27 protein-coding genes are annotated in these 25959 nt (G+C 63.8%); 20 read left to right on the top strand and 7 right to left on the bottom strand.

The window, feature by feature from the left end; translation table 11 throughout:
• Positions 1-14 precede the first annotated feature (14 nt).
• Genes LB532_RS04750 through LB532_RS04740 form a run of 3 tightly spaced genes read right to left on the bottom strand, consistent with a single transcriptional unit; the run spans position 15 to position 2707 of the window.
• A complete protein-coding gene (locus tag LB532_RS04750; protein ID WP_140643856.1) occupies positions 15-1244 on the bottom strand; it encodes an NAD(P)/FAD-dependent oxidoreductase in 1230 nt (409 codons plus the stop codon).
• Between the two features lie 5 nt (positions 1245-1249).
• Positions 1250-1564 (bottom strand): MocE family 2Fe-2S type ferredoxin, encoded by a 315-nt coding sequence (locus LB532_RS04745; RefSeq protein WP_140643858.1) that lies wholly within the window; start codon positions 1562-1564, stop codon positions 1250-1252.
• A 45-nt stretch (positions 1565-1609) separates the two neighbouring features.
• Entirely contained in the window at positions 1610-2707 is a 1098-nt protein-coding gene (locus LB532_RS04740) for a fatty acid desaturase family protein (RefSeq protein ID WP_140643859.1), read from the bottom strand.
• 166 nt (positions 2708-2873) lie between these two features.
• Here LB532_RS04740 and LB532_RS04735 point away from each other — a divergent pair, with 166 nt between their 5' ends.
• From LB532_RS04735 to LB532_RS04695, 10 genes are all read left to right on the top strand, one after another.
• Positions 2874-3905: a LacI family DNA-binding transcriptional regulator gene (locus LB532_RS04735; protein WP_224556402.1), complete on the top strand. Its 1032-nt coding sequence runs from the start codon at positions 2874-2876 to the stop codon at positions 3903-3905.
• 391 nt (positions 3906-4296) lie between these two features.
• Positions 4297-5238 carry a sugar ABC transporter substrate-binding protein gene (locus LB532_RS04730; RefSeq protein ID WP_140643862.1) on the top strand — a complete coding sequence of 314 codons (942 nt, stop codon included), beginning with the start codon at positions 4297-4299 and terminating at the stop codon, positions 5236-5238.
• Between the two features lie 105 nt (positions 5239-5343).
• Positions 5344-6420, top strand: a complete 1077-nt coding sequence (locus tag LB532_RS04725; protein WP_140643864.1) for an ABC transporter permease — start codon at positions 5344-5346, stop codon at positions 6418-6420.
• A 2-nt stretch (positions 6421-6422) separates the two neighbouring features.
• Positions 6423-7190, top strand: coding sequence for an ATP-binding cassette domain-containing protein (locus LB532_RS04720; RefSeq protein ID WP_140643865.1), 768 nt, complete (start codon positions 6423-6425; stop codon positions 7188-7190).
• A gap of 118 nt (positions 7191-7308) precedes the next feature.
• On the top strand, positions 7309-8313 hold the full coding sequence (gene iolG / locus LB532_RS04715) for an inositol 2-dehydrogenase (RefSeq protein ID WP_140643867.1): 1005 nt from the start codon (positions 7309-7311) through the stop codon (positions 8311-8313).
• Positions 8314-8330: 17 nt separating this feature from the next.
• Positions 8331-9125, top strand: coding sequence for an SDR family oxidoreductase (locus LB532_RS04710; RefSeq protein WP_140643869.1), 795 nt, complete (start codon positions 8331-8333; stop codon positions 9123-9125).
• 55 nt (positions 9126-9180) lie between these two features.
• The gene (locus LB532_RS30025; RefSeq protein WP_263492087.1) at positions 9181-9306 is read left to right on the top strand and encodes a hypothetical protein; all 126 of its coding nucleotides are present in this window, start codon (positions 9181-9183) and stop codon (positions 9304-9306) included.
• An 87-nt stretch (positions 9307-9393) separates the two neighbouring features.
• Complete coding sequence (locus LB532_RS04705) at positions 9394-10485, top strand: 3-deoxy-7-phosphoheptulonate synthase (protein ID WP_140643871.1); 1092 nt, start codon at positions 9394-9396, stop codon at positions 10483-10485.
• A gap of 118 nt (positions 10486-10603) precedes the next feature.
• Complete coding sequence (locus LB532_RS04700) at positions 10604-10969, top strand: ArsR/SmtB family transcription factor (protein WP_140643879.1); 366 nt, start codon at positions 10604-10606, stop codon at positions 10967-10969.
• Positions 10947-11456 (top strand): SRPBCC family protein, encoded by a 510-nt coding sequence (locus LB532_RS04695; RefSeq protein ID WP_140643881.1) that lies wholly within the window; start codon positions 10947-10949, stop codon positions 11454-11456. Before LB532_RS04700 ends, LB532_RS04695 begins: the two co-directional genes overlap by 23 nt.
• A gap of 43 nt (positions 11457-11499) precedes the next feature.
• On the opposite strand, the gene LB532_RS04690 is transcribed toward LB532_RS04695, so the two are convergent.
• Entirely contained in the window at positions 11500-12135 is a 636-nt protein-coding gene (locus LB532_RS04690; protein ID WP_140643883.1) for a LysE family translocator, read from the bottom strand.
• Positions 12136-12264: 129 nt separating this feature from the next.
• Between LB532_RS04690 and LB532_RS04685 the strand changes: the two genes are divergently transcribed.
• Positions 12265-12963, top strand: coding sequence for a helix-turn-helix transcriptional regulator (locus LB532_RS04685; protein ID WP_140643884.1), 699 nt, complete (start codon positions 12265-12267; stop codon positions 12961-12963).
• Positions 12964-12983: 20 nt separating this feature from the next.
• On the opposite strand, the gene LB532_RS04680 is transcribed toward LB532_RS04685, so the two are convergent.
• Positions 12984-14093, bottom strand: coding sequence for a Gfo/Idh/MocA family protein (locus tag LB532_RS04680; RefSeq protein ID WP_140643886.1), 1110 nt, complete (start codon positions 14091-14093; stop codon positions 12984-12986).
• A gap of 154 nt (positions 14094-14247) precedes the next feature.
• Here LB532_RS04680 and LB532_RS04675 point away from each other — a divergent pair, with 154 nt between their 5' ends.
• The 9 genes from LB532_RS04675 (at position 14248) to phnN (ending at position 24165) form a co-directional block, all read left to right on the top strand.
• Positions 14248-15093 carry a MurR/RpiR family transcriptional regulator gene (locus tag LB532_RS04675; protein WP_181169592.1) on the top strand — a complete coding sequence of 282 codons (846 nt, stop codon included), beginning with the start codon at positions 14248-14250 and terminating at the stop codon, positions 15091-15093.
• Between the two features lie 141 nt (positions 15094-15234).
• Positions 15235-17169 carry a bifunctional 5-dehydro-2-deoxygluconokinase/5-dehydro-2-deoxyphosphogluconate aldolase gene (locus LB532_RS04670; protein WP_140643889.1) on the top strand — a complete coding sequence of 645 codons (1935 nt, stop codon included), beginning with the start codon at positions 15235-15237 and terminating at the stop codon, positions 17167-17169.
• Positions 17170-17203: 34 nt separating this feature from the next.
• The gene (iolD, locus tag LB532_RS04665) at positions 17204-19054 is read left to right on the top strand and encodes a 3D-(3,5/4)-trihydroxycyclohexane-1,2-dione acylhydrolase (decyclizing) (protein ID WP_140643891.1); all 1851 of its coding nucleotides are present in this window, start codon (positions 17204-17206) and stop codon (positions 19052-19054) included.
• 167 nt (positions 19055-19221) lie between these two features.
• The gene (iolE, locus tag LB532_RS04660; protein ID WP_140643893.1) at positions 19222-20139 is read left to right on the top strand and encodes a myo-inosose-2 dehydratase; all 918 of its coding nucleotides are present in this window, start codon (positions 19222-19224) and stop codon (positions 20137-20139) included.
• Positions 20140-20203: 64 nt separating this feature from the next.
• Complete coding sequence (locus LB532_RS04655; protein WP_140643895.1) at positions 20204-20452, top strand: DUF3329 domain-containing protein; 249 nt, start codon at positions 20204-20206, stop codon at positions 20450-20452.
• Between the two features lie 229 nt (positions 20453-20681).
• Positions 20682-21494 (top strand): 5-deoxy-glucuronate isomerase, encoded by an 813-nt coding sequence (gene iolB, locus LB532_RS04650; RefSeq protein ID WP_140643897.1) that lies wholly within the window; start codon positions 20682-20684, stop codon positions 21492-21494.
• A gap of 150 nt (positions 21495-21644) precedes the next feature.
• Entirely contained in the window at positions 21645-22352 is a 708-nt protein-coding gene (locus tag LB532_RS04645; protein WP_140643899.1) for a DUF1045 domain-containing protein, read from the top strand.
• 44 nt (positions 22353-22396) lie between these two features.
• Complete coding sequence (locus LB532_RS04640) at positions 22397-23536, top strand: alpha-D-ribose 1-methylphosphonate 5-triphosphate diphosphatase (protein WP_140643901.1); 1140 nt, start codon at positions 22397-22399, stop codon at positions 23534-23536.
• Positions 23533-24165 carry a phosphonate metabolism protein/1,5-bisphosphokinase (PRPP-forming) PhnN gene (phnN, locus tag LB532_RS04635; RefSeq protein WP_181169583.1) on the top strand — a complete coding sequence of 211 codons (633 nt, stop codon included), beginning with the start codon at positions 23533-23535 and terminating at the stop codon, positions 24163-24165. Before LB532_RS04640 ends, phnN begins: the two co-directional genes overlap by 4 nt.
• A 36-nt stretch (positions 24166-24201) precedes the next feature.
• Here the strand turns inward: phnN and LB532_RS04630 are convergent, their stop codons facing one another.
• Both LB532_RS04630 and LB532_RS04625 read right to left on the bottom strand, forming a co-directional pair.
• The gene (locus LB532_RS04630; protein WP_140643903.1) at positions 24202-24720 is read right to left on the bottom strand and encodes a DUF2231 domain-containing protein; all 519 of its coding nucleotides are present in this window, start codon (positions 24718-24720) and stop codon (positions 24202-24204) included.
• A gap of 228 nt (positions 24721-24948) precedes the next feature.
• A complete protein-coding gene (locus tag LB532_RS04625; RefSeq protein WP_140517717.1) occupies positions 24949-25944 on the bottom strand; it encodes an ABC transporter permease in 996 nt (331 codons plus the stop codon).
• Positions 25945-25959: the final 15 nt, after the last annotated feature.

The following is a 25959-nucleotide window of genomic DNA, read 5'->3' as shown; positions in this document are numbered from 1 at the left end:
GATAAAAGCGGAGCTCAGGCCGCCAGCAGCGACTTCAATTTGACGGCCTGCGAACCGAGCGCTTCCGGCGCCGGCCTCGCCCGTTTGCCGATCAGCATCTCCGCCAGCCTGATGTCGCGGGCGACGGCATTGCCGGGACCGATGCCGCTGGCGGCTACCAGCCTGCCGTCCTCGGCAAGGTGAAAGAGGATGAAGGCGTCCTCGCCGAGATCGCGGCGCACCGTGCTGCGGCCTTCATCGGAAAGCCCCGCGATCTGCAGGGACAGGCCATACTGATCCGACCAGAACCACGGCACCTCCGCATGTGCTTCGCCGGCGCCCAGCATGTTCTTTGCCGCCAGCGCGCCCTGCTCCTGCGCATTGCGCCAGGCCTCCAGCCGCACGCGACGGCCGCCATAGACGGCAAGCGGGAACGAACAGCAGTCGCCGGCAGCGAAGATGTCGGGGTCGGTGCTGCGCAGCTCGGCGTCGACTGATATGCCGTTGTCGATGGCCAGTCCCGCTTCGGCGGCCAGTCCGGTCACCGGCACGGCACCGATGCCGATGATGGCGAGATCGGCGACGATTTCGCGCCCTCCGGCAAGCGCGATGCGCACTTGCCTGCCGTCGTCGGCGATCGAGGCAATGCCTTCGCCGCACGTTATGTCGACGCCTTCGATGACGTGGGCATCATGGACGACCTTGGCGATCTCGGCCGGTACGCCGCGCATCAGGATACGCGGCTGCGCCTCGATGACGGTGACCGCAGCACCGAGCTTGCGGGCCGCCGCGGCGAGTTCGAGGCCGATGAAGCCGCCGCCGATGACGGCAATGCGGTTACCCGCCTTGAGGTGGGCGCGGATGGCCAGCGCATCGGCGAAGGTGCGGAGATAGACGCAGCGCCCGTCAAGGCCAGGCATCGACAGTTTGCGGGGCGTCGAGCCGGTCGCCAGCAGCAGCTTGTCGTAGGGCAGGACCGAACCGTCCGACAGGCGCACAGTATGCGCGGCGCGATCGATCGCTGAAGCCTGAATGGAGTGGATATGCCGGATCGACTTTTCGGCCAGGATCTCTTCGGTTGCGATCGCCCTGATCTCGGGCGCGCCGCCGGCCATTGCGTCCTTGGACAGAGGCGGCCGTTCATAGGGCAGATGCGGCTCGTCGCCGACCAGAGTCACCGCTCCCTCATAGCCGAGATCGCGCAATGCAAGCGCCGCGCGGCCGCCGCATTCGCCAGCGCCGATGATGACCATTCCGCGAGTCATGCCGGTTATCCGATCTGAACAAGGATGCTGCCGGCGTCGACCTTGACCGGATAGGTCCTGAGGTTGACGCAGGCCGGCGCGCCCTTGGCCTGGCCTGTCTTGTAGTTGAAGCGGCCATTGTGCTTGGGGCATTCGATGATGTCGTCCATGACAAGCCCGTCGGCGAGATGCACCTTTTCGTGCGTACACAGGCCGTCCGTGGCGAAATACTCGTTATCGGGGCTGCGATAGATGGCGTAGCTGCGGCCGCCGTGATCGAACCGCATCACATCTTCTTCGTCGATGTCTCCCACGGCACAGGCCTCGACCCAGTCGCTCATTCATTTCTCCCGCAAAATTTCCCGATGGCGCCTCACGGGCGGGTGTCACTCCGCCGCGGCGTTGAAGGCAGCATTGTCGTTGTGCAGATCCTCGCGATACGGCCTGGCCGTCGGCGGCAGCTCGCGCTTGAGGAAATAATCCTCGTTGCGCAACTGGCGCCAGAAGACAGGCAGCATCTCGCGATAGCCGGCCAGGATCGACGGCGTCGGCGCCGGCAAATCGTGCTTGATCAGTTCATGCAGCTTCGGCAGCGCATGGTAGGGCACCATCGGGAACATATGATGCTCGACGTGGTAGTTCATGTTCCAGTAGATGAAACGGCTGATCGGGTTCATGTAGACGGTGCGGCTGTTCAGCCGATGGTCGGTGACGTTGTCGGCAAGACCGCCATGCTGCAGCAGGCCGACCATGACGTGGTGCCAGGCGCCATAGAGCCTGGGCAGGCCGACCAGCATCAAGGGCAGGAACGAGCCGGTATAGAGCGCCAGCGCGATGGTTGCGGCATAGATCGCGGTCCAGATGCGGGCGATGCGGATCGCCTTTGCCTGTTCCTGCTCGGGAATAAAGGTCTTTTCGGCCGCGCTGATGTTGCCGGCGGCGTTGCGCAGCATGTCTGACATCGCATGCCAGGCGTCGCGCACGCCGACAAAGCCGAGGATGGCGCGCACCAGATCCGGCGGCCGCATGACCGAGATTTCCGGATCGCGGCCGACGATGATGGTGTCGGTGTGATGGCGCGTGTGGCTCCAGCGCCAGGTCACCGGGTTGCGCATGATCATGAAGCAGGCGATCTGATAGACCCAATCATTCATCCACTGCGTGCGGAAGGCCGTACCATGGCCGCATTCGTGCCAGCGGGAATCGGTCGACGAGCCGTAGAGCACGCCATAGGCGAAGAAGAACGGCACGCACCACCAGGTGCCCCAGAACCAGGCACCGCCGGCGCCGCTGACGATGAGCGCGGCGATCCAGATCGCCGTGTCGCGGAGCGCGGGCGTGTCGGAGCGCTGCATCAGCTCCTTCATCTGCTTGCGGGGAATGTCGGTGTGATACCATTCGGCCGCCGACAGGCCGGTCTCAACGGCCAGCCTGGCGTCGCGGCCGATCAGGCTGTAGTCACGCCGAGACGGCGCAGCATGCATGGTTGCCTCCCTCAGCAAGGGCGTCCGCCACGCGAATGCCCGACATTTCCTAGCTTGGAGGCTGAAAATAAGGCTAGCTCATGATAGACTCAACATCATAAAGATAGTTTCTATCATTTCCTATCATCAAGATGTAGGAAAGGTGCGCAGTCAAATGAGGACAGACATGGCGAAACGGCCGACCATATCAGATCTGGCGCGCATCTCCGGCGTCAGCGTCGCCACGGTGGACCGGGTGCTCAACAGCCGCCTGCCTGTGCGCGAGGAAACGGCACGCCGCGTCTATAACGCCGCGACCGAGATCGGCTATCACGCCGCAGGCCTGATCAAGCAGCGCATGCGCCAGGAATTGCCCGAGTATCGGCTGGCTTTCCTGCTGCTTCGGGGCAATGACGTTTTCTATGGCGATTTCGCGCGGGAACTCGAACTCGCGGTCGCACAATCGCAGCGCTTCCGCGGCGTCGCAGCCATCGATTTCGCCACTTCCCTGGCCCCCGATGAGATCGCCGCCCAGATGCGCAGGCTGGCGGCGAAATCGCGGGCGATCGCCGTGGTCGGCCCTGACCATCCGACGCTGACGGCGGTCGTGGAGGCGCTAAAGGCCAGGGGGCAGCCGGTCTTCTCCCTGCTGTCCGACTTCGCCGCCGGCATCCGCGAGGGCTATGTCGGCCTCGACAACCGCAAGGTCGGCCGCACCGCCGCCTGGATGATCTCGAAGGCCGCGAGGAAGCCCGGCAAGGTCGCCCTTTTTGTCGGCAGCCACCGCTTCCACGGCCATGAGCTGCGTGAGATCGGTTTCCGCTCCTTCTTTCGCGAGCATGCGCCGGACTTCAACGTGCTGGAGACGCTGGTCAATCTGGAGGCCAACCAGGTGACCCATGACGCGATGATCGATCTTCTGGCGCGATATCCGGATCTTGTCGGCTGCTACGTCGCCGGCGGCGGCATGGAAGGCGCCGTCTCGGCGCTGCGGACAGCGAAACCCGCAAGCATGCCGGTGGTCGTCTGCAACGAGATATCAGCCGAATCGCGCGCCGCGCTTGCCGACAACATCCTGACGATGGTGATCTCGACGCCCCTTGCCGCGCTCTGTCGCGAGCTCGTCGATCGGATGGCGCATGCCATCGAAACCGGTGCGGCCGATGCGCCGGGCCAGACATTCCTCCCCTTCGACATCTATTTGCCGGAAAACATCTGAAGCTTTCAGGAATGCGCGCAGCGGTTTTCCGTCCAGGTCGCGTCAGGACGGAAGGTGGGGCGTTTCCATGAAACGATAAAACCCTCGGCCAGCCCGGTCTGCCGCAAACCGGCCGCCTGAAATGATAGAATCCATCAGAGACAGCCGAAAATCACACGCCCGAATTCGGAATTTCCCTTGACGCCCCGATTCGAAATGGAATAAATATTTCACTGGCTGTGCATTTTGGTTCTTTCGTTCCGACAACGCCTGGTTCGAGCAGGCAGTTCGGCGTTCCAGCCAGTGGTGAACCGTGTTGGAACGAAATGATATCAGGGAGAGATTCCCCGGGGAGATCGGGGATTCCGGATAGATCGGTGCAACCGGACACCCAAAGTGGAGGAGAGATACAATGAAGAAAATGATTTTGGGCGTCGCCTTCGCGGCGCTGATGAGTTCGTCCGCCATGGCCGCCAAGATCGGCGTGTCGATGGCCAAGTTCGACGACAATTTCCTGACCGTGCTGCGCAACGGCATGATCGAGCAGGCCAAGGGCATGAGCGGCGTGGAGCTGCAGGTCGAGGACGCACAGAACGACGTCGCCAAACAGCTCGACCAGATCAAGAACTTCGCCGCATCGGGCGTCGACGCCATTATCGTCAACCCGGTCGACACCTCGGCCACGCAGGCGATGTCGGATGCCGCGGCCGCCGCCAAGATCCCGCTGGTCTATGTCAACCGCGAACCGGTCAATGTCGACACGTTGCCTGACAACCAGGCCTTCGTCGCTTCGAACGAGGCCGATTCCGGCACGCTCGAAACCAAGGAGGTCTGCCGCCTGTTCAAGGAAGCCGGCAAGACGGAAGCCAATGTCTATGTGATCATGGGCGAGCTTTCCAACCAGGCAGCCGTGCAGCGCACCAAGGACATCGAGGAGGTGATCGCGACGCCGGATTGCAGCTTCATCAAGATCATCGACAAGCAGACGTCGAACTGGAACCGCGACGAGGCCCAGAACCTGATGACCAACTGGCTGTCGACCGGCAAGCCGTTCGACGGCGTCATCGCCAACAACGACGAAAGCGCCATCGGCGCCATCCAGGCGATGAAGGCCGCCAATGTCGACATGAAGACGGTTGTCGTCGGCGGCGTCGACGCCACGCAGGACGCGCTTGCGGCCATGCAGGCAGGCGACCTCGACGCCACCGTGTTCCAGGACGCGGCCGGCCAGGGCGCCGGCGCGCTCGACGCGGCATTGAAACTGTCCAAGGGCGAGAAGGTCGAACACAAGGTCTACGTGCCCTTCCAACTGGTGACGCCGGCCAACATCGACAAGTTCCTGAAGAAGAACTGAGCGGCGGAACGGTTCACCCGGGCGGCGCTCAAAAGACCGGGCGCCGCTCGACCTCTCAGCGCTTTCAGGCGCCAGGAGCGACCGCGGCTGACGGAGGATAGACGATTGGCACAGACATCTCATGGCGTCGGCGGAGTCGGCTATGATGCTAAGAAGCGCACATGGCCGGCGGAATTCAACGTCTTCCTGGCGCTCGTGATCCTCGTCGTCATTTTCGAACTGATCGGCCGCATCTTTCTCGGCGACAGCTTCCTGTTCAACACACGCAGCAATGTCGGCGGCCTCTTCAACGAGGCGCGGCTACAGATCATCATCCTGCAAGTGTCGATCGTCGGCATCATCGCCATCGGGGTGACGCAGGTGATCATATCGGGCGGTATCGACCTGTCCTCGGGTTCGATCGTCGGCGCCACCGCCATGATCGCCATGAGCTTCGCCCAGGTGGCGACCGTCAACGGCAATCCCAATCCCAAGGCGATGTTCCTGGCGCAGGGCTGGACCGACTTACCGGTGATCGTGCCGCTGCTGGTCGCCATCGGCTGCGGCCTGCTCGCCGGCCTAGTCAACGGCGCCCTGATCGCCTACACGCGCATTCCGCCCTTCATCGCCACGCTCGGCATGATGGTGACCGCGCGCGGCATCGCCAAATGGTGGTCCAAGGGGCAGCCCATCTCCTTCCCGACCGAGAGCTTCGCCGCCATCGGCAAGGGCCTGATGCCCGTCATCATCTTTCTGTCGCTGGCCGTGCTGTTCCAGCTGATCATGACCTACACACGATATGGCAAGCATTGCTATGCGATCGGCTCCAACGAGGACGCCGCGCGCATGTCCGGCATCAAGATCGCCAACCACAAGATCCTGGTCTATGTCATCGCCGGCATACTCGCATCGCTCGCCGCAGTGGTGCTCTCTTCCAAGAACCTCACCGCCCAGGCCGGCATGGGCGTGATGTACGAACTCGACGCCATCGCCATGGCGGTCATCGGCGGCGTATCGCTGTCGGGCGGCCGCGGCTCGATCATCGGCACGGTGATCGGCGCGCTGATCTTCGGCGTCATCATCTCCGGCTTCACCTTCCTGCGCCTCGACGCCTACTACCAGGAGATGGTCAAGGGCGTGATCATCGTCGGCGCCGTCGTTCTCGACCAGTGGCGCCAGCGCCTGCGGGCATTGAGGGCTTGACCATGTCAGACATCGTGCTGAAGACCGAAAACCTGACCAAGCGCTATGGCGGCGTGCATGCGCTGGACGGCGCGAACTTCGAGCTGCGCAAGGGCGAACACGTCGCCATCATGGGCGACAACGGTGCGGGCAAGTCGACCTTCGTGCGCCAGATCACCGCCGTCGAGCAACCGACCAGCGGCCAGATCTGGTTCGACGGCAAGCAAGTCAATTTTTCGGGTCCTATCGAGGCCCGCGAGGCCGGCATCGAGACCGTGTTCCAGAACCTGGCGCTGGCCGACGACCTCGACGTCCCGTCGAACCTGTTCCTTGGCCGCGAAAAAGTGCTGGTCAATCTGGGACCGTTTTCGATCCTGGACCGCCGGGGGATGCGCAAGGCGACCGAAGCCGCGCTGGTGCGCACGGCGGTGAAAATCCCCAACCTGTCGAACACCATCCGCCACATGTCGGGCGGCCAGCGGCAGTGCGTGGCGATCGCCAGGACCGCGACCTTCGCCTCCAAGCTGATCATCATGGACGAGCCGACGGCAGCACTCGGCGTGCAGGAGACCGCGCAGGTCGAGAACATCATCCGCACGCTGAAGGACAATGGCGAGCCGCTGATCCTGATCAGCCACAATATGCGCCAGGTGTTCGACCTTTGCGACCGCATCGTCGTGTTCCGGCGCGGCCGCATCGTCGCCAATCTGCGCAAGGAGAACACCGACGGAAACGATATTGTTTCCTACATCACCGGCGCCAAGACCGGAGAGGCCGAACTCGCGGCCTAGGCCGGGCGCGGAGGCGGCGGTCATCGCCTCCCTGTCGATCTTGTCTTGACCGGAAAAACACCTGCGCGCATGACCGGCGCCCCGCCAACCTTCGAACCATTCCCCAGAGGAAACTTCCATGACTCTCCGCTTCGCCCTCCTCGGTGCCGGCCGCATCGGCAAGGTCCATGCCCGCGCCGTCGGCTCCAATCCGCAGGCCAAACTGGTGGCCGTTGCCGACGCATTCGAGAAGGCGGCGAGCGAGCTCGCCACGGCCTACGGTGCCGAGGTGCGGACAATCGATGCCATCGAGAAATCCGGGGATATCGACGCGGTCGTCATCTGCACGCCGACCGATACCCATGCCGACCTGATCGAGCGCTTCGCCAGGGCCGGCAAGGCGATCTTCTGCGAGAAACCGATCGACCTCGACGTCAAGCGCGTCGAGCAGTGCCTGGCCGTGGTCGAGAAGGCCAAGGCGACGCTGATGGTTGGCTTCAACAGGCGCTTCGACCCGCATTTCGCCGCGGTGCGCAAGGCAATCGATGACGGCGCCATCGGCGCGGTCGAGATGGTGACCATCACGTCTCGCGATCCGGGCGCACCGCCGATCGACTACATCGCGCGCTCCGGCGGCATTTTTCGCGACATGACCATCCACGACTTCGACATGGCGCGCTTCCTGCTCGGCGAAGAGCCGGTGGCGGTCAGCGCGCATGCCTCGGTGCTGGTCGACAAGAAGATCGGCGAGGCCGGCGATTTCGACTCGGTCAGCGTCATCCTCGAAACCGCGTCGGGCAAGCAGGCCGTCATCTCCAATTCCCGCCGCGCCACCTATGGCTACGACCAGCGCATCGAGGTGCATGGCTCGAAAGGCATGGTGGCGGCCGAGAACCAGCGGCCGGTGTCGATCGAACTCGCCAATGAGAAGGGCTATACGCGCCCGCCGCTGCACGACTTCTTCATGACCCGCTATCTCGATGCCTATGCCATCGAGATTGCTTCCTTCATCGCCGCCGCGACGTCGGGCAAGAAGGCAGCACCGAGCGGGACGGACGGGCTCATCGCACTTCGGCTGGCGGATGCGGCGCTGAAATCGGCGACATCAGGCCAGACCGTTCGCCTCGACAAAATAACGACTTAAAGCACAGGAGCAGAGCGATGAGCGCATCAGCCGGTCGCAATTCACAAACGCGCGCCATCGTCACCGGCGGCGCACAAGGCATAGGCTTCGCGGTCGCCGAAGCATTGGCGGAAGAAGGCTGCCGGGCGCTGGCGCTGATCGGCCGCTCGCAGGAAAAGGGCGACAAGGCAGTCGCCACCCTCAAGAAGTCGGGCGTCGACGCGATCTTCATCAGCGCCGATGTCTCCAAGGTGGCCGACTGCAAGCGCGCCGTCGCCACCGCGCTTTCGCATTTCGGCACCATCAATGCGCTGGTCAACGCCGCCGCCACCTCGGCGCGCGGCTCGCTGGTGGAGACCAGCGAGGAGCTCTTCGACACCATCTTCGACACCAATGTGCGAGGACCCTTCTTCCTGATGCAGGGCGTGGTGGCGCATCTGCTTGAGAAAAAGGCCCCCGGATCGATCGTCAACGTGCTGTCGATGTCGGCGCATACCGGCCAGTCGTTCCTGACGCCCTATTCGACCAGCAAGGGCGCTCTGATGACGCTGACCAAGAATGTCGCCAACGCCTACCGCTTCAACCGCATCCGCTGCAACGCCGTGCTGCCCGGCTGGATGGACACCGAGGGCGAGGACATCGTGCAGAAGAAGTGGCATGACGCACCCGACGACTGGCTTGAGAAGGCCGAGGCCGCACAGCCGATGGGGCAGCTGGTGAAGCCGGACCAGCTTGCCCGGCTGATCAGCTACATGGTCAGCCCGCAATCCGGCGTGATGACCGGCTCGCTGGTCGACTACGACCAGAGCATCGCTGGGGCGTCGCCGGAATAGCGGCATAACATCGCCGAAAGGCCCACCGCGTCGCGGGGGTTCGGCATATCCTGAAATGGCTCTCATCAGGGTACGTGACAAACGCCGCCGCTTCGACTATATGAGCCGCATGATCCACCTGACCGCCACCTATTGGTACTTTAGCAGCTCGCTGGCGGCGGGAGGATTGCGCTCGATCTGAAGATTGCAGCAAACAGTCCGACAAGCCGCCAGACCTGGCGGCTTTTTTGTTTTCAGCCGGCAGGTCTCCCAACCAGGAGCAGAAGCCGTGTTGACCACCACAGACGACCTTCGGGTCAAGGAACTGAGACTGCTGAGCACGCCGGAAGAGGTGATGCGCGAGATACCGCGCTCACTCACGGCGACGCGCACCGTTGCCGCCTCGCGCAACGCCATCCACTCCATCCTGACCGGGGCCGACGACCGACTTGTCGTCATCGTCGGCCCTTGTTCCATCCACGATCCGGTCGCGGCCGTTGACTATGCCAGCCGTCTGGCGGCGCTGCGCGAGGCTCTGTCCGACCGGCTCGAGATCGTGATGCGGGTCTATTTCGAAAAGCCGCGCACGACGGTCGGCTGGAAAGGCCTGATCAACGACCCCGACCTCGACGGCAGCTTCAACATCGACAAGGGGCTGCGTATGGCGCGCAACGTGCTTTCCGCCGTCAACAATCTCGGCCTGCCGGCGGCGACCGAATTCCTCGACATGACGACGCCGCAATACATCGCCGACCTCGTCGCCTGGGGCGCCATCGGCGCGCGGACCACCGAAAGCCAGATCCATCGCGAGTTGGCCTCGGGCCTGTCCTGCCCGGTCGGCTTCAAGAACGGCACCGACGGCAATCTCAGGATCGCTGCCGAGGCGGTGAAGTCGGCCGCGCAGCCGCATCATTTCATGGCGGTGACCAAGGGCGGACGCAGTGCGATCGCGGCAACGACCGGAAACGAGGATTGCCATGTCATCCTGCGCGGCGGCGTCCAGCCCAATTACGATGCGGCAAGCGTCGAAGCCGCATCGGTCGAACTCGCCCGCATCGGTATCGCGCCCCGCCTGATGATCGATGTCAGCCATGCCAACTCAGCCAAGAAGCCGGAGAACCAGCCCAAGGTCGCGGCTGACGTGGCAGGACAGGTCGCGGCGGGCGACGAGCGCATCATCGGCGTCATGATCGAGAGCAACCTCGTCGCCGGCCGGCAGGACGTCGTGCCGGGCAAGCCGCTCGTCTACGGCCAGAGCATCACCGACGGCTGCATCGACTGGGCGGCCACGGAGACGGTGCTGCACGGCCTTGCCGGCGCCGTGGAATGGCGCCGGTCGGCGCGCCGCGCCTCGATGGAGAGCCGGCAGGGCGCCGCCTGATCCGGTTGGACCATAGGGGCGGCGTTTCCGGTTTCAGCCCGGGACCACGCCGCTCTTAGACCCCGCAGCCCTCCACCTCCTTGCATGCCACCGATCCGCATGTTACATACTGAACCATATGGTTCAGTATTCTCCGGCCCGCCTGGACGCCTCGTTCGCCGCGCTTTCGGACGCCACCCGACGCGGGGTTCTGGAGCAACTCGGCCGTGCGGATGCTTCGATCACGGACCTGGCCCAGAAATTCCACATGACCCTCACGGGCATGAAGAAGCATGTCGGCGTCCTGGAGGAGGCGGGGCTCGTCACCACGCAGAAGGTCGGGCGCGTGCGGACCTGCAAGCTCGGCCTGCGCCGCCTGGAGGAAGAGGCGGCATGGATCGAGAGATACCGCCAGCTCTGGGCCGCACGCTTCGACGAGCTGGACAAGGTTATCGAGGAAATGAAACGAAAGGAGGAAGCCGATGGACGAAACAAGAGCGAATGAGCCCACCCCCATGCAGAACCGCACGACGGTGGAACGGACGTCGGACCGGGAGCTGGTCGTTACGCGAAGCTTCGACGCGCCGGCGCGCATCGTGTTCGAGGCGTGGACCAAGCCCGAGCTGTTCAAGCAGTGGTGGGTGCCGAAGTCGATGGGCATGTTCCTGCGTTCGTGCGAGATGAATGTTCGTGTGGGAGGCGGGTACCGTTTGGTGTTCGGGCATGATGACTCGCAGCCCGCCGAGTTCTTCGGCAGGTATCTCGAAGTGACACCGCCCTCGCGCCTCGTCTGGACCAATGACGAAGGGGGTGACGGCGGACCCGTCACCACGGTGACCTTCGAGGAAAAAGGCGGCAAGACGCTGCTGGTCATGCGCGAGCTCTATCCCTCGAAGGAAGCCCTCGACGCCGGCGCCGGGGCGGCGGATGCGATGTCCGAGCAATTCGAGCAGCTGGACGAGCTTCTCGCCACGCTGAAGGGCGCCGCCTGATCCGGCCGGCGCCAGAAGGGCGGCGGTTCGGTCTAGCCCGACATTACGCCGCCCTCAGTCCTTCCCATGCGGTGAACACGGAAATCGCGAAGAGCAGCAGCCCGGCCGCCCGGCCGGCAAGAATGGTCGCCCGTGGATTGGCGATCAGAAGCTTGCGGCTGCGACCGGCCGATATTGCGAGCCCGCCATAGATCGCGGCCTGCGTCAGCACGGTCAGCAGGCCCATCACCGTCGCCTGCATCCAGATCGGGCCGTAGTCCGGTTTCAGGAACTGCGGATAGACGGCGAGCACGAAGAGATAGGCCTTCGGGTTGATCAGGCAGGTCACAAGACCTTGGCGAAACGCCTTCCATGCCGAGCGGCTGCCGGCGGGCCCGTCGCGACCGACAGTGATGGAGCTGCGCATAAGCGTGATGCCGATGAAGGCCATGTAGGCGGCGCCTGCAATCAGCAGCGGCTTGAACAGGATCGGCAAGAAATGCATCAGCAGGCCGACGCCGATCGCGCCATTCAGCGTGTGCACCATGCCGCCAACCATGATGCCGCCGGTCGCGGCAAGGCCCCTGTCGCGCCCGCCGGTCAGCGCATTGGCCAGCACGAACAGCATGTCCATGCCTGGAACGGCGATGATGCCGAACAGCAGGATAAAGAACAGCCAGAGATTTTCAGCATAGCCCATGTCAGTTGCCTGTTGCCCCACTCGGCCCAGCCGCAGCGGAACCTGTTGATTTTCAATCCGATAGACGGTCCTATAGGCCGACCCAACTGACGATGATGTGTCAGTTGTGATCGGCACCGGGGTGAGAAAATGCGCAAGGCGTCGCGCCTGTTCGAGATCATCCAGATCCTGCGGCTGGCGCGGCAGCCGGTGACGGCGGCAATGATTGCCGCGCAGCTGGAGGTGACGATACGCTCGATCTATCGCGATATCGCAGCGCTTCAGGCCATGCGCGTGCCGATCGAGGGCGGGAGGGGCATCGGCTATATCCTGCGCCCCGGCTTCGACTTGCCACCGCTGATGTTTTCGATCGAGGAGATGGAGGCGATCGTGCTGTCACTGGCGCTGCTGGAGCGAACGGGCGACGATGAGCTCAAGCAGGCGGCCAAGCGCGTCGGCGCCAAGATCGCCGGCGCCGTACCGCCGCCTTTGCGCCAGACGCTCGACGCCAATGCGCTGCATGCGTGGGGATTCGCCGCGCCCTCTGCAGGTGCGATCGACCTGGCGCTGGTGCGCCGCGCCATACGCGACGAGGAGAAGCTCGACCTCTCCTATCGCGACGAGCTTGGCCGCGCTTCCGAGCGCCTCATCCGCCCGATCGCGCTGATCTATTATGCCGAGACCGCCAACATCGTCGCCTGGTGCGAGCTACGCCAGGCGATCCGCAATTTCCGCAGCGACCGCATCGAGGATTGCCTGCCGACCGGACTGCGCTTCAAGGGCGAAGGCGACCGGTTGCGGCAGATCTGGGTGAACGGGTGGGAGGTCAATGCAGCGGCCGCCGGCTAAACCGACCAGCGCAGCGAACTCTACCTTACCTCCACCCAGCGCTTTTCCTCGAACGATCGCGCCATCGCATGAACGGTGCGCTCGATCTCCAGACCTTCGTCGAATTCAATGAGCCGCGCCGGTCTGCCGGCGAGCCGGGTCAGCAGTTCATGGCATTCGATGATCTTGAGATCGTTGAAGCCGAGGCTATGCCCGGGCGCGGGCACGAACAGGTCGTAGGGCTTGTGCTGCGGCGCCACCAGGATGGTGCGATACCCCTGTTCGGTGGAGCGATCCGATGTGAGGTAGAGTTGGAACTCGTTCATCCGCTCCTGGTCGAACAGGATCGAGCCCTTCGAGCCGAAGATCTGGACGGCGATGCGGCCCTTGCGGCCCCAGGCCGAACGGTTGACCTGCAAAGTGCCGGCAACGCCGTTCTCCAGATGCATCAACACGCTCGCGATATCATAGGTCTCGACCGCGCGGCGGCCGCCGGCGGCCAGCTTGCGATCCGCATAGGGCTTGGCCATGTCGCAGATGACGCTGGCGACGCGGCCGAACAGGGCCGACACCAGCGACAGCGGATGCACGGCGAAATCATCGAGCGCGCCATAGCCGGAAGATGCCTCGTGCTTCCAGAAGAACAGCGCCTCGGGATCGGCCATGAAATCCTCGTCCATCTCGATGCGCAGATGGTTGACCTCGCCGATGATCTTCTCGTCGAGCAGCGCGCCGATATGGCGGATGGCCGGGCTCTGGATGTAATTGTAGCCGAGCGCCGCGACCTTGCCGGATCTCATCGCCGCGGCCGCCATTGCCTCGGCTTCGGCGAAGCTCGGCGCCATCGGCTTTTCGCACCACAAATGCTTGCCGGCCTCGAGGATGGCGATCGCCATTTCCGGATGGAACTGGTTGGGCGTGGTCAGCGAGACGACGTCCACTTCGGGGTCGTTGACTACGGCGCGCCAGTCGCCGGACGCCCTGGCGAAACCGAACTCACCGGCCTTGCGCCTGGCGAGATCCTCATTGACCTCGCCGAGATGGACAAGCCGTGGCTTGGTGACGTCCGGAAAGACGGCGCCGACGGCGCTCCACGCGATGGCGTGGCACTTGCCCATGAACCCCGTGCCGATGAGACCGACGCCGACCATTTCCGTTCCTCCACTGCCACAAGCGTTGCGTGGATGAATTAGTCCATTTTTGTTCGGAATGGAATGTCTGCCTCATTTTTTATGGTGTTCTTGCGCAGCCTCGCTATGATGGGGCAGAGAGGACGCTTCACCGATGAGCTTGGACGGGCCGACGATGGACGAACGGGTACCTCGCGACTTCGAGACGCTGCGCGCCACGATCCTCGATCGGCGCGATAGCCTGCCCAAGCGCATCGCCCAGATCGCCGCCTATGCGCTCGACAATCCCGACGACATCGCCTTCGGCACCGCCGCCAGCATCGCCGCCTCGGCCGGCGTGCAGCCTTCGACGCTGATCCGCTTTGCCCAGCAGCTCGGTTTCGACGGCTTCACCAGCCTGCAGCAAGTGTTTCGCGAACGGCTGCGCGAGCGCAACTCCTCCTATGACGAACGATTGCAGGCGCTGCGCGCCAAGGCCGAGGGCGGCGCCGGCCACCGGGCGATCTTCGACGGCTTCGTCGCCGCCGCCAGCACCTCGCTCAACGACATTTCGCGCACGCTCGACGACGCCCATCTGGAACAAGCGATTTCCCTGCTGGCCAAGGCGCAGACTATCTATGTGCTGGCCAAGCGGCGCTCCTATCCGGTGGCGTCCTACATCGCCTATGCGCTGGGCAAGCTGAAGATCCGCAACCAGCTGATCGAATCGGCCGCCGGCCTGAACGCCGAGATGGTCAGCTTTGCGACGCCCGCGGATGCCGTCGTCGCCATTTCCTTCTCGCCTTATGCGCCGGCCACGATCGAGGAGGCGCGCACGATTTCGGAACAGGGCGTGCCGATCATCGCCATCACCGACAGCTCGTTCTCACCGCTTGCGCAGTTCGCCAGCGTCTGGTTCGAGGTTGCCGAGGCGGATTTCGCCGGCTTCCGCTCGCTGTCGGCGACGATGGCGCTGGCCATGGCGCTGACGGTCGGCGTCGGCGAGAAGCGGCGCAACACCGGCAAAGTGCGCAAGGCCTGAGTGGAAGACAAAAAGGCAATTTTAGATCAGGGAATACTCATTCCATATTGACTATGGATTGGAATTATTATTTCATATTTTTGGCGCCACGCTGCCGCTCGCGCGTGTAACCCAACACAACAAGCCCGACGGGAGGTTCCAATGAGCGAAGCCGTGGACGCGAAATACGCTGCGCTCGACGTCATCACCATCGGTCGCGCTTCCGTCGATCTTTACGGCCAGCAAATCGGTTCGCGGCTGGAGGACATCACCTCCTTCGCCAAGTCGGTCGGCGGCTGCCCGGCCAATATCTCGGTCGGCACGGCGCGGCTCGGCCTGCGTTCGGCGCTGCTGACGCGGGTCGGTGACGAGCAGATGGGCCGCTTCATCCGTGAACAATTGAAGCGCGAAGGCGTCAACACCGACGGGCTGAAGACCGACAAGGAGCGGTTGACCGCGCTGGTGCTGCTTTCGGTCGAGAGCGAAGGCGTTTCGCCAATGATCTTCTACCGCTCGGATTGCGCCGACATGGCGCTGGCCGAGGAGGACATCGACGAGGCGTTTATTTCCTCGGCTCGCGCGGTCGTCGTCACCGGCACGCATTTTTCCCGCCCCAACAGCGATGCCGCCCAGCGCAAAGCGATCCGCATCATGAAGGCCAAGGGCGGCAAGGTCGTGTTCGACATCGACTACCGGCCGAACCTCTGGGGCCTGGCCGGCCACGCCGAGGGTTTTGAGCGCTACGTCAAGTCCGACCGCGTCTCGGCGCAGTTGAAGACGGTGCTGCCCGATTGCGACCTCGTCGTGGGTACCGAGGAAGAGATCATGATCGCCTCGGGCGCCGACGATTGCCTGAGCGCGCTGAAGACGATCCGTTCGCTCTCCCCGGCCACCATCGTCTTGAAGCGCGGCGCCATGGGCTGCATCGTCTATGACGGGCCTGTCAGCGACGATCTCGAGGACGGCGTCGTCGGCAAGGGTTTTCCGATCGAGATCTACAACGTGCTTGGCGCCGGCGATGCCTTCATGTCGGGCTTCCTGCGCGGCTGGCTCGGCGGCGAAGGCCTTGCCACGGCGGCGACCTGGGCCAATGCCTGCGGCGCCTTCGCCGTGTCGCGGCTGTTGTGCGCTCCGGAATATCCGACCTTCGAGGAATTGCAGTTCTTCCTCGAGCACGGCAGCAGGCATCTGGCCTTGCGCAAGGACGAGGCGATCAATCACATCCATTGGGCGACGACGCGCCGGCGCGACATCCCCTCCCTGATGGCGTTCGCCTGCGACCACCGGGTGCAGCTCGAGGACGTCGTGGCCAAGGCCGGCGCCGATGTCTCGCGCATCGAGGATTTCAAGGTGCTGGCGGTCAGGGCGGCGGCGAAGGTCGCCGCCGGCCGCGACGGCTACGGCATGCTGATCGATGAAAAGCATGGCCGCGAGGCGATGTTCGAATTCGCCAGGCATTCCTTTGCCTGGCTCGGGCGGCCGGTGGAGCTGCCGGGCTCGCGGCCGCTGCGTTTCGAGTTCTCGCAGGACATCGGCTCGCAGCTCACCGAATGGCCTGTCGACCACTGCATCAAATGCCTGTGCTTCTATCATCCCGACGATCCGCCGGACCTGAAGGAGGAACAGCAGCAGGAATTACGCGCTCTGTTCGAGGCCGCGCGGAAAGTGGGGAGGGAACTTCTCATCGAGATCATCGCCGGCAAGCACGGCAAGCTCGACGACACGACCATCCCGCGTGCGCTGGAAGAACTCTATGCGCTCGGTATCAAGCCGGATTGGTGGAAGCTCGAACCGCAGGCATCCGCAGGCGCCTGGACGAAGATTGAGGCCGTGATCCTGAAGAACGATCCCTGGTGCCGCGGCGTCGTGCTGCTCGGCCTGGAGGCCCCGCAGGACGAATTGGAGGCCGCCTTCGCAGCGACGGCCAAGGCGCCTATCGTCAAGGGTTTCGCGGTCGGCCGCACCATCTTCATCAACGCCGCCGAACAATGGCTTTCCGGCAGGATGTCGGACGACGAAGCGATTGCCGACATGGCATCGCGCTTCGAGCAGCTGACCGAGGCATGGCTTGCGGCGCGCGGCCGTAAAGCAGCATAAGAAGGCACGGGCACAGGGACTGCGGAGGAAACCAATGAGCAAGACAATCCGCCTGACGATGGCGCAGGCGCTGACCCGTTTCCTGAGCAAACAGATGACCGAAATCGATGGCGCAGAGGTACCGATCTTCGGCGGCGTCTGGGCGATCTTCGGCCACGGCAACGTCGCCGGCATCGGCGAGGCGCTCTACCAGGTGCGCGACGAACTGCCGACTTTCCGCGCCCACAACGAACAGGCGATGGCGCATGCGGCGATCGCCTATGGCAAGGCCAATTTCCGCCGCCGCTTCATGGCCGCCACCTCCTCGATCGGGCCTGGCGCACTCAACATGGTGACGGCGGCGGCACTTGCGCATGTAAACAGGTTGCCTGTCCTGTTTCTGCCGGGTGACGTCTTCGCCAACCGCGTTCCCGATCCGGTGCTGCAGCAGGCCGAGGATTTTTCCGACGGCACGGCGACGGTCAATGACTGCTTCCGTCCGGTGTCGCGCTATTTCGACCGCATCACGCGGCCGGAGCAGATCATCCCGGCGCTCAACCGCGCCTTGGCCGTGCTGACCGACCCGGCCGAATGCGGGCCTGTGACCTTGTCGCTCTGCCAGGACGTGCAGGCCGAGGCCTATGACTATCCCGAGAGCTTCTTTGCCGAACGGGTCTGGCGCCAGCGCCGGCCGCGCCCGGATCGGGCTGAATTGGCGGCCGCAGTCGCGGCGCTCAAGGGCGCCAGCAAGCCGCTGGTGATCGCCGGCGGCGGCGTGCTCTATTCGCAGGCCTCGGACAAACTGGCGAAATTCGTCGAAGGCGCCGGCATTCCGGTCTGCGAGACGCAAGGCGGAAAATCCTCGCTGCCGGACGATCATCCGCTCAACATGGCGGCGGTCGGCGTCACCGGCACATCGGCCGCCAACCGGCTGGCGGAAGAGGCCGATGTCGTGCTCGCCGTCGGCACGCGCCTGCAGGACTTCACCACCGGCTCCTGGGCGCTGTTCAAGAATTCGGGCAAGACCATCATCGGCTTGAATGTGCAGCCTTTCGATGCCGGCAAGCATCGGGCATCGCCGCTGGTCGCCGACGCGGCCGAAGGCTTGGCTGAACTCGGTGCCGCGCTGAAGGGCTGGAAAGCGCCATCCGCCTGGACCGACAATGCGGCAACCGGCAAGAAAGAATGGCAGGCCGAAGCCGCCAAGGTGACGGCGTCGACCAATGCCGCCTACCCTTCCGACGCGCAGGTGATCGGCGCCGTGCAACGCGCCATGGGCTCCGGCGTGACGCTGCTCAATGCCGCCGGCGGGCTGCCGGGCGAATTGCACAAGCTCTGGCAGGCCGGCGCGCCCGGCTCCTACCACGCCGAATACGGCTTCTCGACCATGGGCTACGAGATCGCCGGCGGGCTCGGCACCAAGATGGCCAAGCCCGGGGAAGAGGTCGTCGTCATGATCGGCGACGGCTCCTACCTGATGCTCAATTCCGAGATCGCTACCTCGGTGATGCTCGGCCTGAAGCTGACCATCGTGCTGCTCGACAACCGGGGGTTCGGCTGCATCAACCGGCTGCAGATGGCGACCGGCGGCGCCAACTTCAACAATCTCCTGAAGGATGCGCGCCACGAGGTGCTGCCCGACGTCGATTTTGCCGCGCACGCCGCGAGCATGGGGGCCATCGCCGAGAAAGTGCCGTCCATCGCGGGATTGGAGAATGCGCTGGAACGATCGAAAAAGAACGACCGCACCACCGTGCTGGTCATCGACACCGATCCGCTGGTTTCCACCGATGCCGGCGGCCATTGGTGGGACGTGGCGGTGCCGGAAGTCTCCGAGCGCAGCCAAGTGAACGCGGCGCGCAAGGTCTATGATGAAAAACGGCGGATGCAGAGCGTCGGCGATTGATCTCGGCGCTGCCCCTCACCCCAACGCTGTCCCCGTGAAGAACGGGAGAGGGGTCGCCAACGTCGCAGCTTCTCCCTTCTCCCCGTCTTACGGGCAGAAGGTGCCGGCAAGCGGATGAGGGGCGGCGCTGACGAAACAAAATGAACCGTTCTAACCGGAGTGACGACTTGAAAGCCAAACTGGGCATGTCCCCCATCGCGTGGTGGAACGACGATCTTGCGGAACTCAGCGACGACGTGTCGTTGGAGGAGTGCCTGCGCCAGTCGCGCTCGGCCGGCTTCACCGGCATGGAGATGGGCCGGCGCTTTCCCAACGACCCTAAGGTGATGCTGCCGATCCTGAAGGCGGCCGACGTCACGCTGTGCGGTGGCTGGTTCTCGGGCACGCTGGTCGATGAGGAGATGAGCAAGAACAAGGATCGCATCCAGCCGATGATCGATCTGTTCAAGGCGGTGAACGCGCCTTGCATCGTCTATGGCGAGGTCGGCCGCTCGATCCAGGGCGACCGCTCGAAGCCGCTCGCCACCAAGCCGAAACTCTCGGGCGACGAGATGAAGGCTTATGCCAGGCGCCTGACCGAATTCGGCGAATGGTGCGCCGAGCAAGGCATGCCGCTTTCCTATCATCACCACATGGCGGCGGTGGTTGAGACCGAGCCGGAGCTCGACGCCTTCATGCGCCATTCCGGAGCGGGCATTCCGCTGCTGCTCGATGCGGGCCATCTGGCGTTTGCCGGCGGCGATGTGCTGCGCGCCATCGACAATCACCACAAGCGCATCAGCCATGTGCATGTGAAGGACGTGCGCATGGGCGTGATCGAGAATCTCGACCGCACGAAGCAGTCCTTCCTCGATGCGGTGGCGCTTGGCGCCTTCACCGTGCCGGGCGACGGCTCGCTGGATTTCGGCGCCATCGTGCAGCGTTTCGCCGATCATGGCTATGAAGGCTGGTTCGTGGTCGAGGCCGAGCAGGACCCGAAGAAGAACCCGCCGCTCAAGATGGCGCAGGTTGGCTACAAGGAGCTGATGCGCGTAATGACGGCCGCCGGCTACACGGTCGAGACACAGGGCTTCCCGAATGCCTGAGGACTGGATTCACCGTCACGCGCGGTCTATCTGAAGACAGGTTTTGCTGAGCTTCGATGGCACGATGAAAGATTATGAACACCCGTTCTTCCGGCCGCTCTGGCGGCGCGTCGCCGTCGTCGCCGTCTGCCTGATCTGGTCGGTGATCGAATTCGCTTCCGGCACGCCGTTCTGGGGCGTCATTGCGCTCGGCTTCGCCGGCTATGCCGTCTGGCAGTTTTTCTATCTCTACAAGCCGGCCGAGGAGAGCAAGGCAACGCCTGACGGACCGAAGACTAGCGAACCCAAGGCCGGCCCTGAACCAAAGGAATGATTGGAGACGATCCTGTGGATCGGAGACTGCGTGCGTGGCGGATTGCATACGTTGGCTATTGGCCGAAACGCCTGGTCGAGGTCACGGAATGGATCCTAGGGTCTTCGCGACGGAGCTTTGCTCCTGCTTCGCCCTAGGATGACGAATTTGGGGGTGGCCGACCTTCGACATTCGCGATGGCCCCTTCATACGACCGGCTTGGCCAACCAATAGAATAGGAGAGCTCCCAATGTCGAAACTGCTCGTCAAGGCCGGGAAGGGCCACGGCCGCGTCGCGCATGTCACCCCGCAAAGCGCAGGCTGGACCTATGTCGGGTTCGACCTGCACCGGCTGGAATCAGGGCAAACGGCTTCGGGGACAACGGACGATCGCGAAATCTGCCTGGTGTTCGTCACCGGCAAGGGCACGGTCACGGCCGGCGGCAAAGATCTCGGCCTGCTCGGACAGCGCATGTCGCCCTTCGAAGGCAAGCCATGGTCGGTTTATGTGCCGCAGGGATCGGAGTGGTCGGTGACGGCTGATACCGGACTGGAACTCGCGGTGTGCTCGGCGCCCGGCCTCGGCGGCGGCCTGCCGGTTCGCGTCATCGGACCCGATGATCTCGGCCAGGAGGTACGCGGCAAGGGCACCAATACGCGCTACGTCACCAACATCCTGCCCGAGGGCAAACCGGCCGATTCGCTGCTGGTGGTCGAGGTCATCACGCCCGGCGGCCATACGTCGAGCTATCCGCCGCACAAGCACGACCAGGACAATCTGCCTAAGGAATCCTATCTCGAGGAAACCTATTATCACCGCCTCAACCCGACGCAGGGCTTTGCCTTCCAGCGGGTCTATACCGACGCCGAAAAGGACGGCTCCCGCAAGCTGGACGAGGCGATGGCGATCGAGGACGGCGACGTCGTGCTGGTGCCCAAGGGCTATCACCCCTGCGCGGCTTGCCACGGCTATGACCTCTACTACCTCAACGTCATGGCCGGCCCGAAGCGGACGTGGAAATTCCACAATGCGCCCGAGCACGAATGGCTGATGAAGGCCTGACCGTTCCGGGTCTCGGCTGAAATTGTTGGTCCAGCTTGGAAAAATCGTCGGCTAAGGACCCGCGGGGTCGATTTGCCTTCGAAAACCCTTCAAAGCTTCGTCAATCCGTCATGGAAATCACCTATGGCAACGGGCTGACGAGGATTTTCGATGCGCTACGCCATCTATTTCACCCCCCGGCAGGACGAGAAGCTGGCGCGGATCGCCGCCAATTGGCTGGGCCGTGACCCGTTCGGCGCCGCGACGCGACCGGTCGAGGCGGTGGGCGATTTGTCGGCGGCGGAAGTCGCCTTTCACACCGCATCGGCACGGCGCTATGGTTTTCATGCGACGCTGAAAGCCCCTTTCCGGTTAGCGGCCAATGAAACAGAAACCTCGTTGCGCGCAGCGCTCGACGCCTTTGCCGCGGCGATGCCGGTTGTGACGATCCCGCGTCTCGTCGTCAGCCAGATCGACGGTTTCTTCGCGCTGGTGCCGGAGGCGCCATTGCCTCCGCTCAATCGCTTCGCCGATGATGTGGTGCGCGATTTCGACCGCTTTCGCGCGCCGTTGACGGAGGCCGAGATCGAGCGGCGCAGCCCGGACTCGCTGAAGCCGGGCGAATTCCGCAATCTCTGCCAATGGGGCTATCCTTACGTTTTCGAGAGCTTCCGCTTCCATATGACGCTGTCCGGCAGGGCCGGGCCACAGGAAAGCCCTCGTCTTCGCCTGGCAATCGAGGGCCTGTTCGCCGAGGTGCTGCGCCAGCCGGTGCCTGTGGACGGGTTGACGTTGTTCATCGAGCCCGAACCCGGCGCCCCGTTCATGGTGCTTTCCCAGCACGCGCTCGGGCGCCGTCCGGCCAGAAAAACCGCCTGAAGCAACAAGCCGTAAAGGCCAGAAGAAACCAAGGACTGCCTGAAATGACCGCCGAGACCATTCTGAGCAACGCCCGCATCGTTCTTGCCGACGAGATCATCGACGGCTCGCTCCTGATGCGTGACGGTCTGATCGCCGACATATCCGCCGGCGCCGTCCGCGCCGGCGAGGACATGGCTGGCGATTTCATCATTCCGGGGCTGGTCGAGCTTCACACTGATCATCTCGAAGGCCATTATGCGCCGCGGCCGAAGGTGCGGTGGAACCCGATTGCCGCCGTGCTCGCCCATGACGCGCAAGTGGCGACCGCGGGCATCACCACCGTGCTGGATGCCTTGCGTGTCGGCATGGACGAGGATGCCGATCTCAACGCCGTCGACATCCGCAAGCTCGCCGATGCGATCGAAGACAGCGTGCGGATGGATCGATTGCGGGCCGATCATTTCATCCACCTGCGCTGCGAGGTCTCGGCGCCGGATTGCCTCAGGGCCTTCGCCAATTTCGAGACGGACGAACGGGTGAAGCTCGCTTCGCTGATGGACCATGCGCCGGGTCAGCGCCAGTTCGTGAACCTCGAAACCTACGCCTACTACTACCAACGCAAGCTGAAGCTGACCGATCACGATTTCCAGAAATTCTGCGAGAAGCGGATGGGCGAATCGGCACGGAATTCGGGACCGAACCGCGTCTTCATCGCCGCCGCCTGCCACGAGCGCGGCATCGTGCTTGCGAGCCATGACGATGCGACGACGGGCCATGTCGACGAAGCCATCGAGCAAGGCGTGCGCGTTGCCGAATTCCCAACCACCGAGGAGGCCGCCAGAGCCTCGAAGGATGCCGGGCTCGGCGTGCTGATGGGCGCACCCAACGTCATGCGCGGTGCCTCGCATTCTGGCAACGTCTCGGCGCGCATGCTGGCCAGCGACGGGCTGCTCGACATATTGTCGTCCGACTACATCCCCTTCAGCCTGATCCAGTCCGCCTTCTTTCTCGGCGACGTCGTCGATAGCATTTCCCTGCCGCAGGCGGTGGCGATGGTGTCCAAGAACCCGGCCGAGGCCGTCGGTCTTTCCGATCGCGGCGTCATCGAAGAAGGCCGCCGGGCCGACCTGGTGCGCGTGCGCCTCGACGACCACGTTCCGGTGGTGCGCACGGTCTGGCGGCAAGGGCGACGGGTCGCATGATGGTGTCGGCGTTGATCGAGCGTGAACTGTCGGCCGAGGCGTTTCCGATACGCGACGGCGTCTTTGTTGCCGTGGTGGGCCCGAGCGGCGCCGGCAAGGACACGATCATCGGCCATGCCAAGGCGCTCTTCGCCGAGGAGACGCGGCTGGAATTCGTGCGCCGCGTCATCACCAGACCGAGCGACACGGCAAGCGAGGATCACGACACGCTCGCCGATGCCGCCTTCATCGAGGCCGAAGCCGACGGCGCCTTCGCCGTTTCCTGGGAAGCGCACGGCCTGCGCTACGGCCTGCCGGCCGAGGTCGATTGGGCAGTGGCCAACGGCCATGTCGCCGTCGCCAATGTATCGCGCGCGACCATCCCTGCCTTGCGGGAACGCTATGCCAACCTTGCCATCGTCGAGATCACCGCTTCCCCCGATGTGCTGGCCGAGCGGCTGGCGATGCGTGGCCGCGAGTCGCGCGGCGAGGTGCTCGCACGCCTGGCGCGCAGCGCTACCGTGACCTTGTCAGGTCCCGATGTCACCACGATCGACAACAGCGGTTCGCGCGAGGCGGCAGGCGAGCGCTTCGCGCAGGTGCTGCGCAAGGCGATGGCATTCTCCGATATGTCGGGACTGATTGCCTGAGGTGTTGATCTTCAGATGGTGCCGGCCTGACCTGAATTATGCCGCGTGCCGGTCGTGATCGGCACGACGCGTGCTGGCCGACGACGTTGCCGACGGTTGTGTCGGCGCGTCCAGAACCGCGACGTGATGGCGGTACACCATCTCCCAGCCTTTCCAGCCGGTAAACAGCAGGATGCAGACAACGATCAATGAAAGCAGCACTCCCCATGGGCGAACTGCCGCTTCGGCGCCTTGGCTGTAGCGAAGATAGAAATTGACCAGCGCCAGAACGACGGCGGTCAAATTGCCGACCATGTGATACCAGGCGTCCGTCAGGGCGCGGATGCGCGGCTCGCTCAGGAAATCGATGAAGCCGGCAATCGCCGCCAGGAGAGCCATGACAATGGCCGCCCCAATCAGCCATATCGACGCGCGTGCCCAGAAGGCGTCGGCAGTGCCCCAGAACATCAAGTCGGTGACAAACGCGCCGACAAGGAACGCAACAGGAAAGGGAATGAGCATCGGATGGATGGGATGACCTCCCACCTTGGCGGTGCTTAGCGGATTCGCGGCCATGACAACGCCTCCGAATAGAAAAGCTTTAAACAACGCCCAAATACGGGTTTCGTTCCACTCCGGATGGAAGCTCGCAAGACCGCTTTCCGGGCGCCGCCCGGTTTTGCAGCCAAGTCACTTGGGGCCGCAGAGATGCGGCCGACAATAGTCGAGCGGAATTGCGGGTCGGGCGAAATGGCGCGGCGTTATCTTTCGACGGCCATGGCGGACGGCGGCTTTTTGCCCTGATTATTCCGCCGCTGCCCCGGCGATGCTCTTGCGGCTGGCGTCGACCATGCGCCGCCGCGCGCGGAACACGCCCCATTGCTGGTCGATCAGCACGCCGATGAGGATGACACCGCCCATCACCGCGAAATTGAGCGAGGACGGGATGCCGAGCAGATTGACGAGGTTCTGCAGCTCCTGCAGCAGCACGGTGCCGAGGATGACGCCGATCAGCGAGCCCTCGCCGCCGCGCAGCGAGAAGCCGCCGAGCACGGCCGCGGCAATGGCGTAGAGCTCGTAGAACTGGCCGTGGCTGGCCGGCGAGATGGAGCGCGTGTACATGGCGAAATAGATCGCCGACAGCGCAGTCAGCACGCCGCAAATGACATAGGCGGCCATGACGACGCGCCCGGTGCGGATGCCGGAATATTTCGCCGCTTCCTCGTTCTTGCCGATGGCGTAGAGATAGCGGCCGAACACCGAGCGGTGCAGCACCACCCACATGACGATGGCGATGACGATCAGCGCGAAGAAGGAATTCGGCACGCCCCAGGAGCGGCCGGCGGTCAAGAATTCGAGCTCCGGGAAATTCTGGCCGAAGGCGAAGCCGGCGGTGCCGTCGGCGGTGTAGAAGCGGGCGACGCCGCGATAGATCAAAAGGCCGCACAAGGTCACCACGAAGGGCTGCAATTTGAGCCGCGTGATCAGCCAGCCATGCGCCAGGCCGATGATGGCGCCGAGCACCAGGATGAGTACGAAAGCCAGCGGCCATTCCATGCCGCGCACGGCGATGAAGTCGATGAACAGCGTGCCCAAGAGCGCCACCAGCGAGCCGACCGACAATTCGATGCCGCCGGTGATGATGACGAAAGCCTGGCCGATCGACAGGATGCCGAACAGTCCGATCAGGTTCGAGGTGTTGGCGAGGTTGATCGGCAGCAGGAAGCGCGGGTTGATGATGGCAACGATGGCGCCGACCACCAGGATCAGGATCAGCAGGCCGAGATCTTTCTTGCTCATCGTCTTCTCCCCAAT

Source organism: Mesorhizobium sp. ESP-6-2 (assembly GCF_020164675.1).
In the GTDB taxonomy this organism is placed as follows: Bacteria; Pseudomonadota; Alphaproteobacteria; order Rhizobiales; family Rhizobiaceae; genus Mesorhizobium.
This window is presented reverse-complemented; position numbering and strand designations above follow the sequence as displayed.

Bases quoted from the DNA above. Each gene is read 5' to 3' on its own strand.
- LB532_RS04740 (WP_140643859.1), bottom strand. From the start codon at position 2,707: ATGCATGCTGCGCCGTCTCGGCGTGACTACAGCCTGATCGGCCGCGAC.
- LB532_RS04690 (WP_140643883.1), bottom strand. From the start codon at position 12,135: ATGGGCTATGCTGAAAATCTCTGGCTGTTCTTTATCCTGCTGTTCGGC.
- iolD (WP_140643891.1), top strand. From the start codon at position 17,204: ATGAGCAAGACAATCCGCCTGACGATGGCGCAGGCGCTGACCCGTTTC.
- LB532_RS04735 (WP_224556402.1), top strand. From the start codon at position 2,874: ATGGCGAAACGGCCGACCATATCAGATCTGGCGCGCATCTCCGGCGTC.
- LB532_RS30025 (WP_263492087.1), top strand. From the start codon at position 9,181: ATGGCTCTCATCAGGGTACGTGACAAACGCCGCCGCTTCGACTATATG.
- LB532_RS04730 (WP_140643862.1), top strand. From the start codon at position 4,297: ATGAAGAAAATGATTTTGGGCGTCGCCTTCGCGGCGCTGATGAGTTCG.
- LB532_RS04700 (WP_140643879.1), top strand. From the start codon at position 10,604: ATGGTTCAGTATTCTCCGGCCCGCCTGGACGCCTCGTTCGCCGCGCTT.
- phnN (WP_181169583.1), top strand. From the start codon at position 23,533: ATGATGGTGTCGGCGTTGATCGAGCGTGAACTGTCGGCCGAGGCGTTT.
- iolB (WP_140643897.1), top strand. From the start codon at position 20,682: ATGTCGAAACTGCTCGTCAAGGCCGGGAAGGGCCACGGCCGCGTCGCG.
- LB532_RS04675 (WP_181169592.1), top strand. From the start codon at position 14,248: ATGGACGAACGGGTACCTCGCGACTTCGAGACGCTGCGCGCCACGATC.
- LB532_RS04745 (WP_140643858.1), bottom strand. From the start codon at position 1,564: ATGAGCGACTGGGTCGAGGCCTGTGCCGTGGGAGACATCGACGAAGAA.
- LB532_RS04630 (WP_140643903.1), bottom strand. From the start codon at position 24,720: ATGGCCGCGAATCCGCTAAGCACCGCCAAGGTGGGAGGTCATCCCATC.
- LB532_RS04640 (WP_140643901.1), top strand. From the start codon at position 22,397: ATGACCGCCGAGACCATTCTGAGCAACGCCCGCATCGTTCTTGCCGAC.
- LB532_RS04670 (WP_140643889.1), top strand. From the start codon at position 15,235: ATGAGCGAAGCCGTGGACGCGAAATACGCTGCGCTCGACGTCATCACC.
- LB532_RS04655 (WP_140643895.1), top strand. From the start codon at position 20,204: ATGAAAGATTATGAACACCCGTTCTTCCGGCCGCTCTGGCGGCGCGTC.
- LB532_RS04720 (WP_140643865.1), top strand. From the start codon at position 6,423: ATGTCAGACATCGTGCTGAAGACCGAAAACCTGACCAAGCGCTATGGC.
- LB532_RS04645 (WP_140643899.1), top strand. From the start codon at position 21,645: ATGCGCTACGCCATCTATTTCACCCCCCGGCAGGACGAGAAGCTGGCG.
- LB532_RS04680 (WP_140643886.1), bottom strand. From the start codon at position 14,093: ATGGTCGGCGTCGGTCTCATCGGCACGGGGTTCATGGGCAAGTGCCAC.
- LB532_RS04685 (WP_140643884.1), top strand. From the start codon at position 12,265: ATGCGCAAGGCGTCGCGCCTGTTCGAGATCATCCAGATCCTGCGGCTG.
- LB532_RS04695 (WP_140643881.1), top strand. From the start codon at position 10,947: ATGGACGAAACAAGAGCGAATGAGCCCACCCCCATGCAGAACCGCACG.
- LB532_RS04625 (WP_140517717.1), bottom strand. From the start codon at position 25,944: ATGAGCAAGAAAGATCTCGGCCTGCTGATCCTGATCCTGGTGGTCGGC.
- iolG (WP_140643867.1), top strand. From the start codon at position 7,309: ATGACTCTCCGCTTCGCCCTCCTCGGTGCCGGCCGCATCGGCAAGGTC.
- LB532_RS04750 (WP_140643856.1), bottom strand. From the start codon at position 1,244: ATGACTCGCGGAATGGTCATCATCGGCGCTGGCGAATGCGGCGGCCGC.
- LB532_RS04710 (WP_140643869.1), top strand. From the start codon at position 8,331: ATGAGCGCATCAGCCGGTCGCAATTCACAAACGCGCGCCATCGTCACC.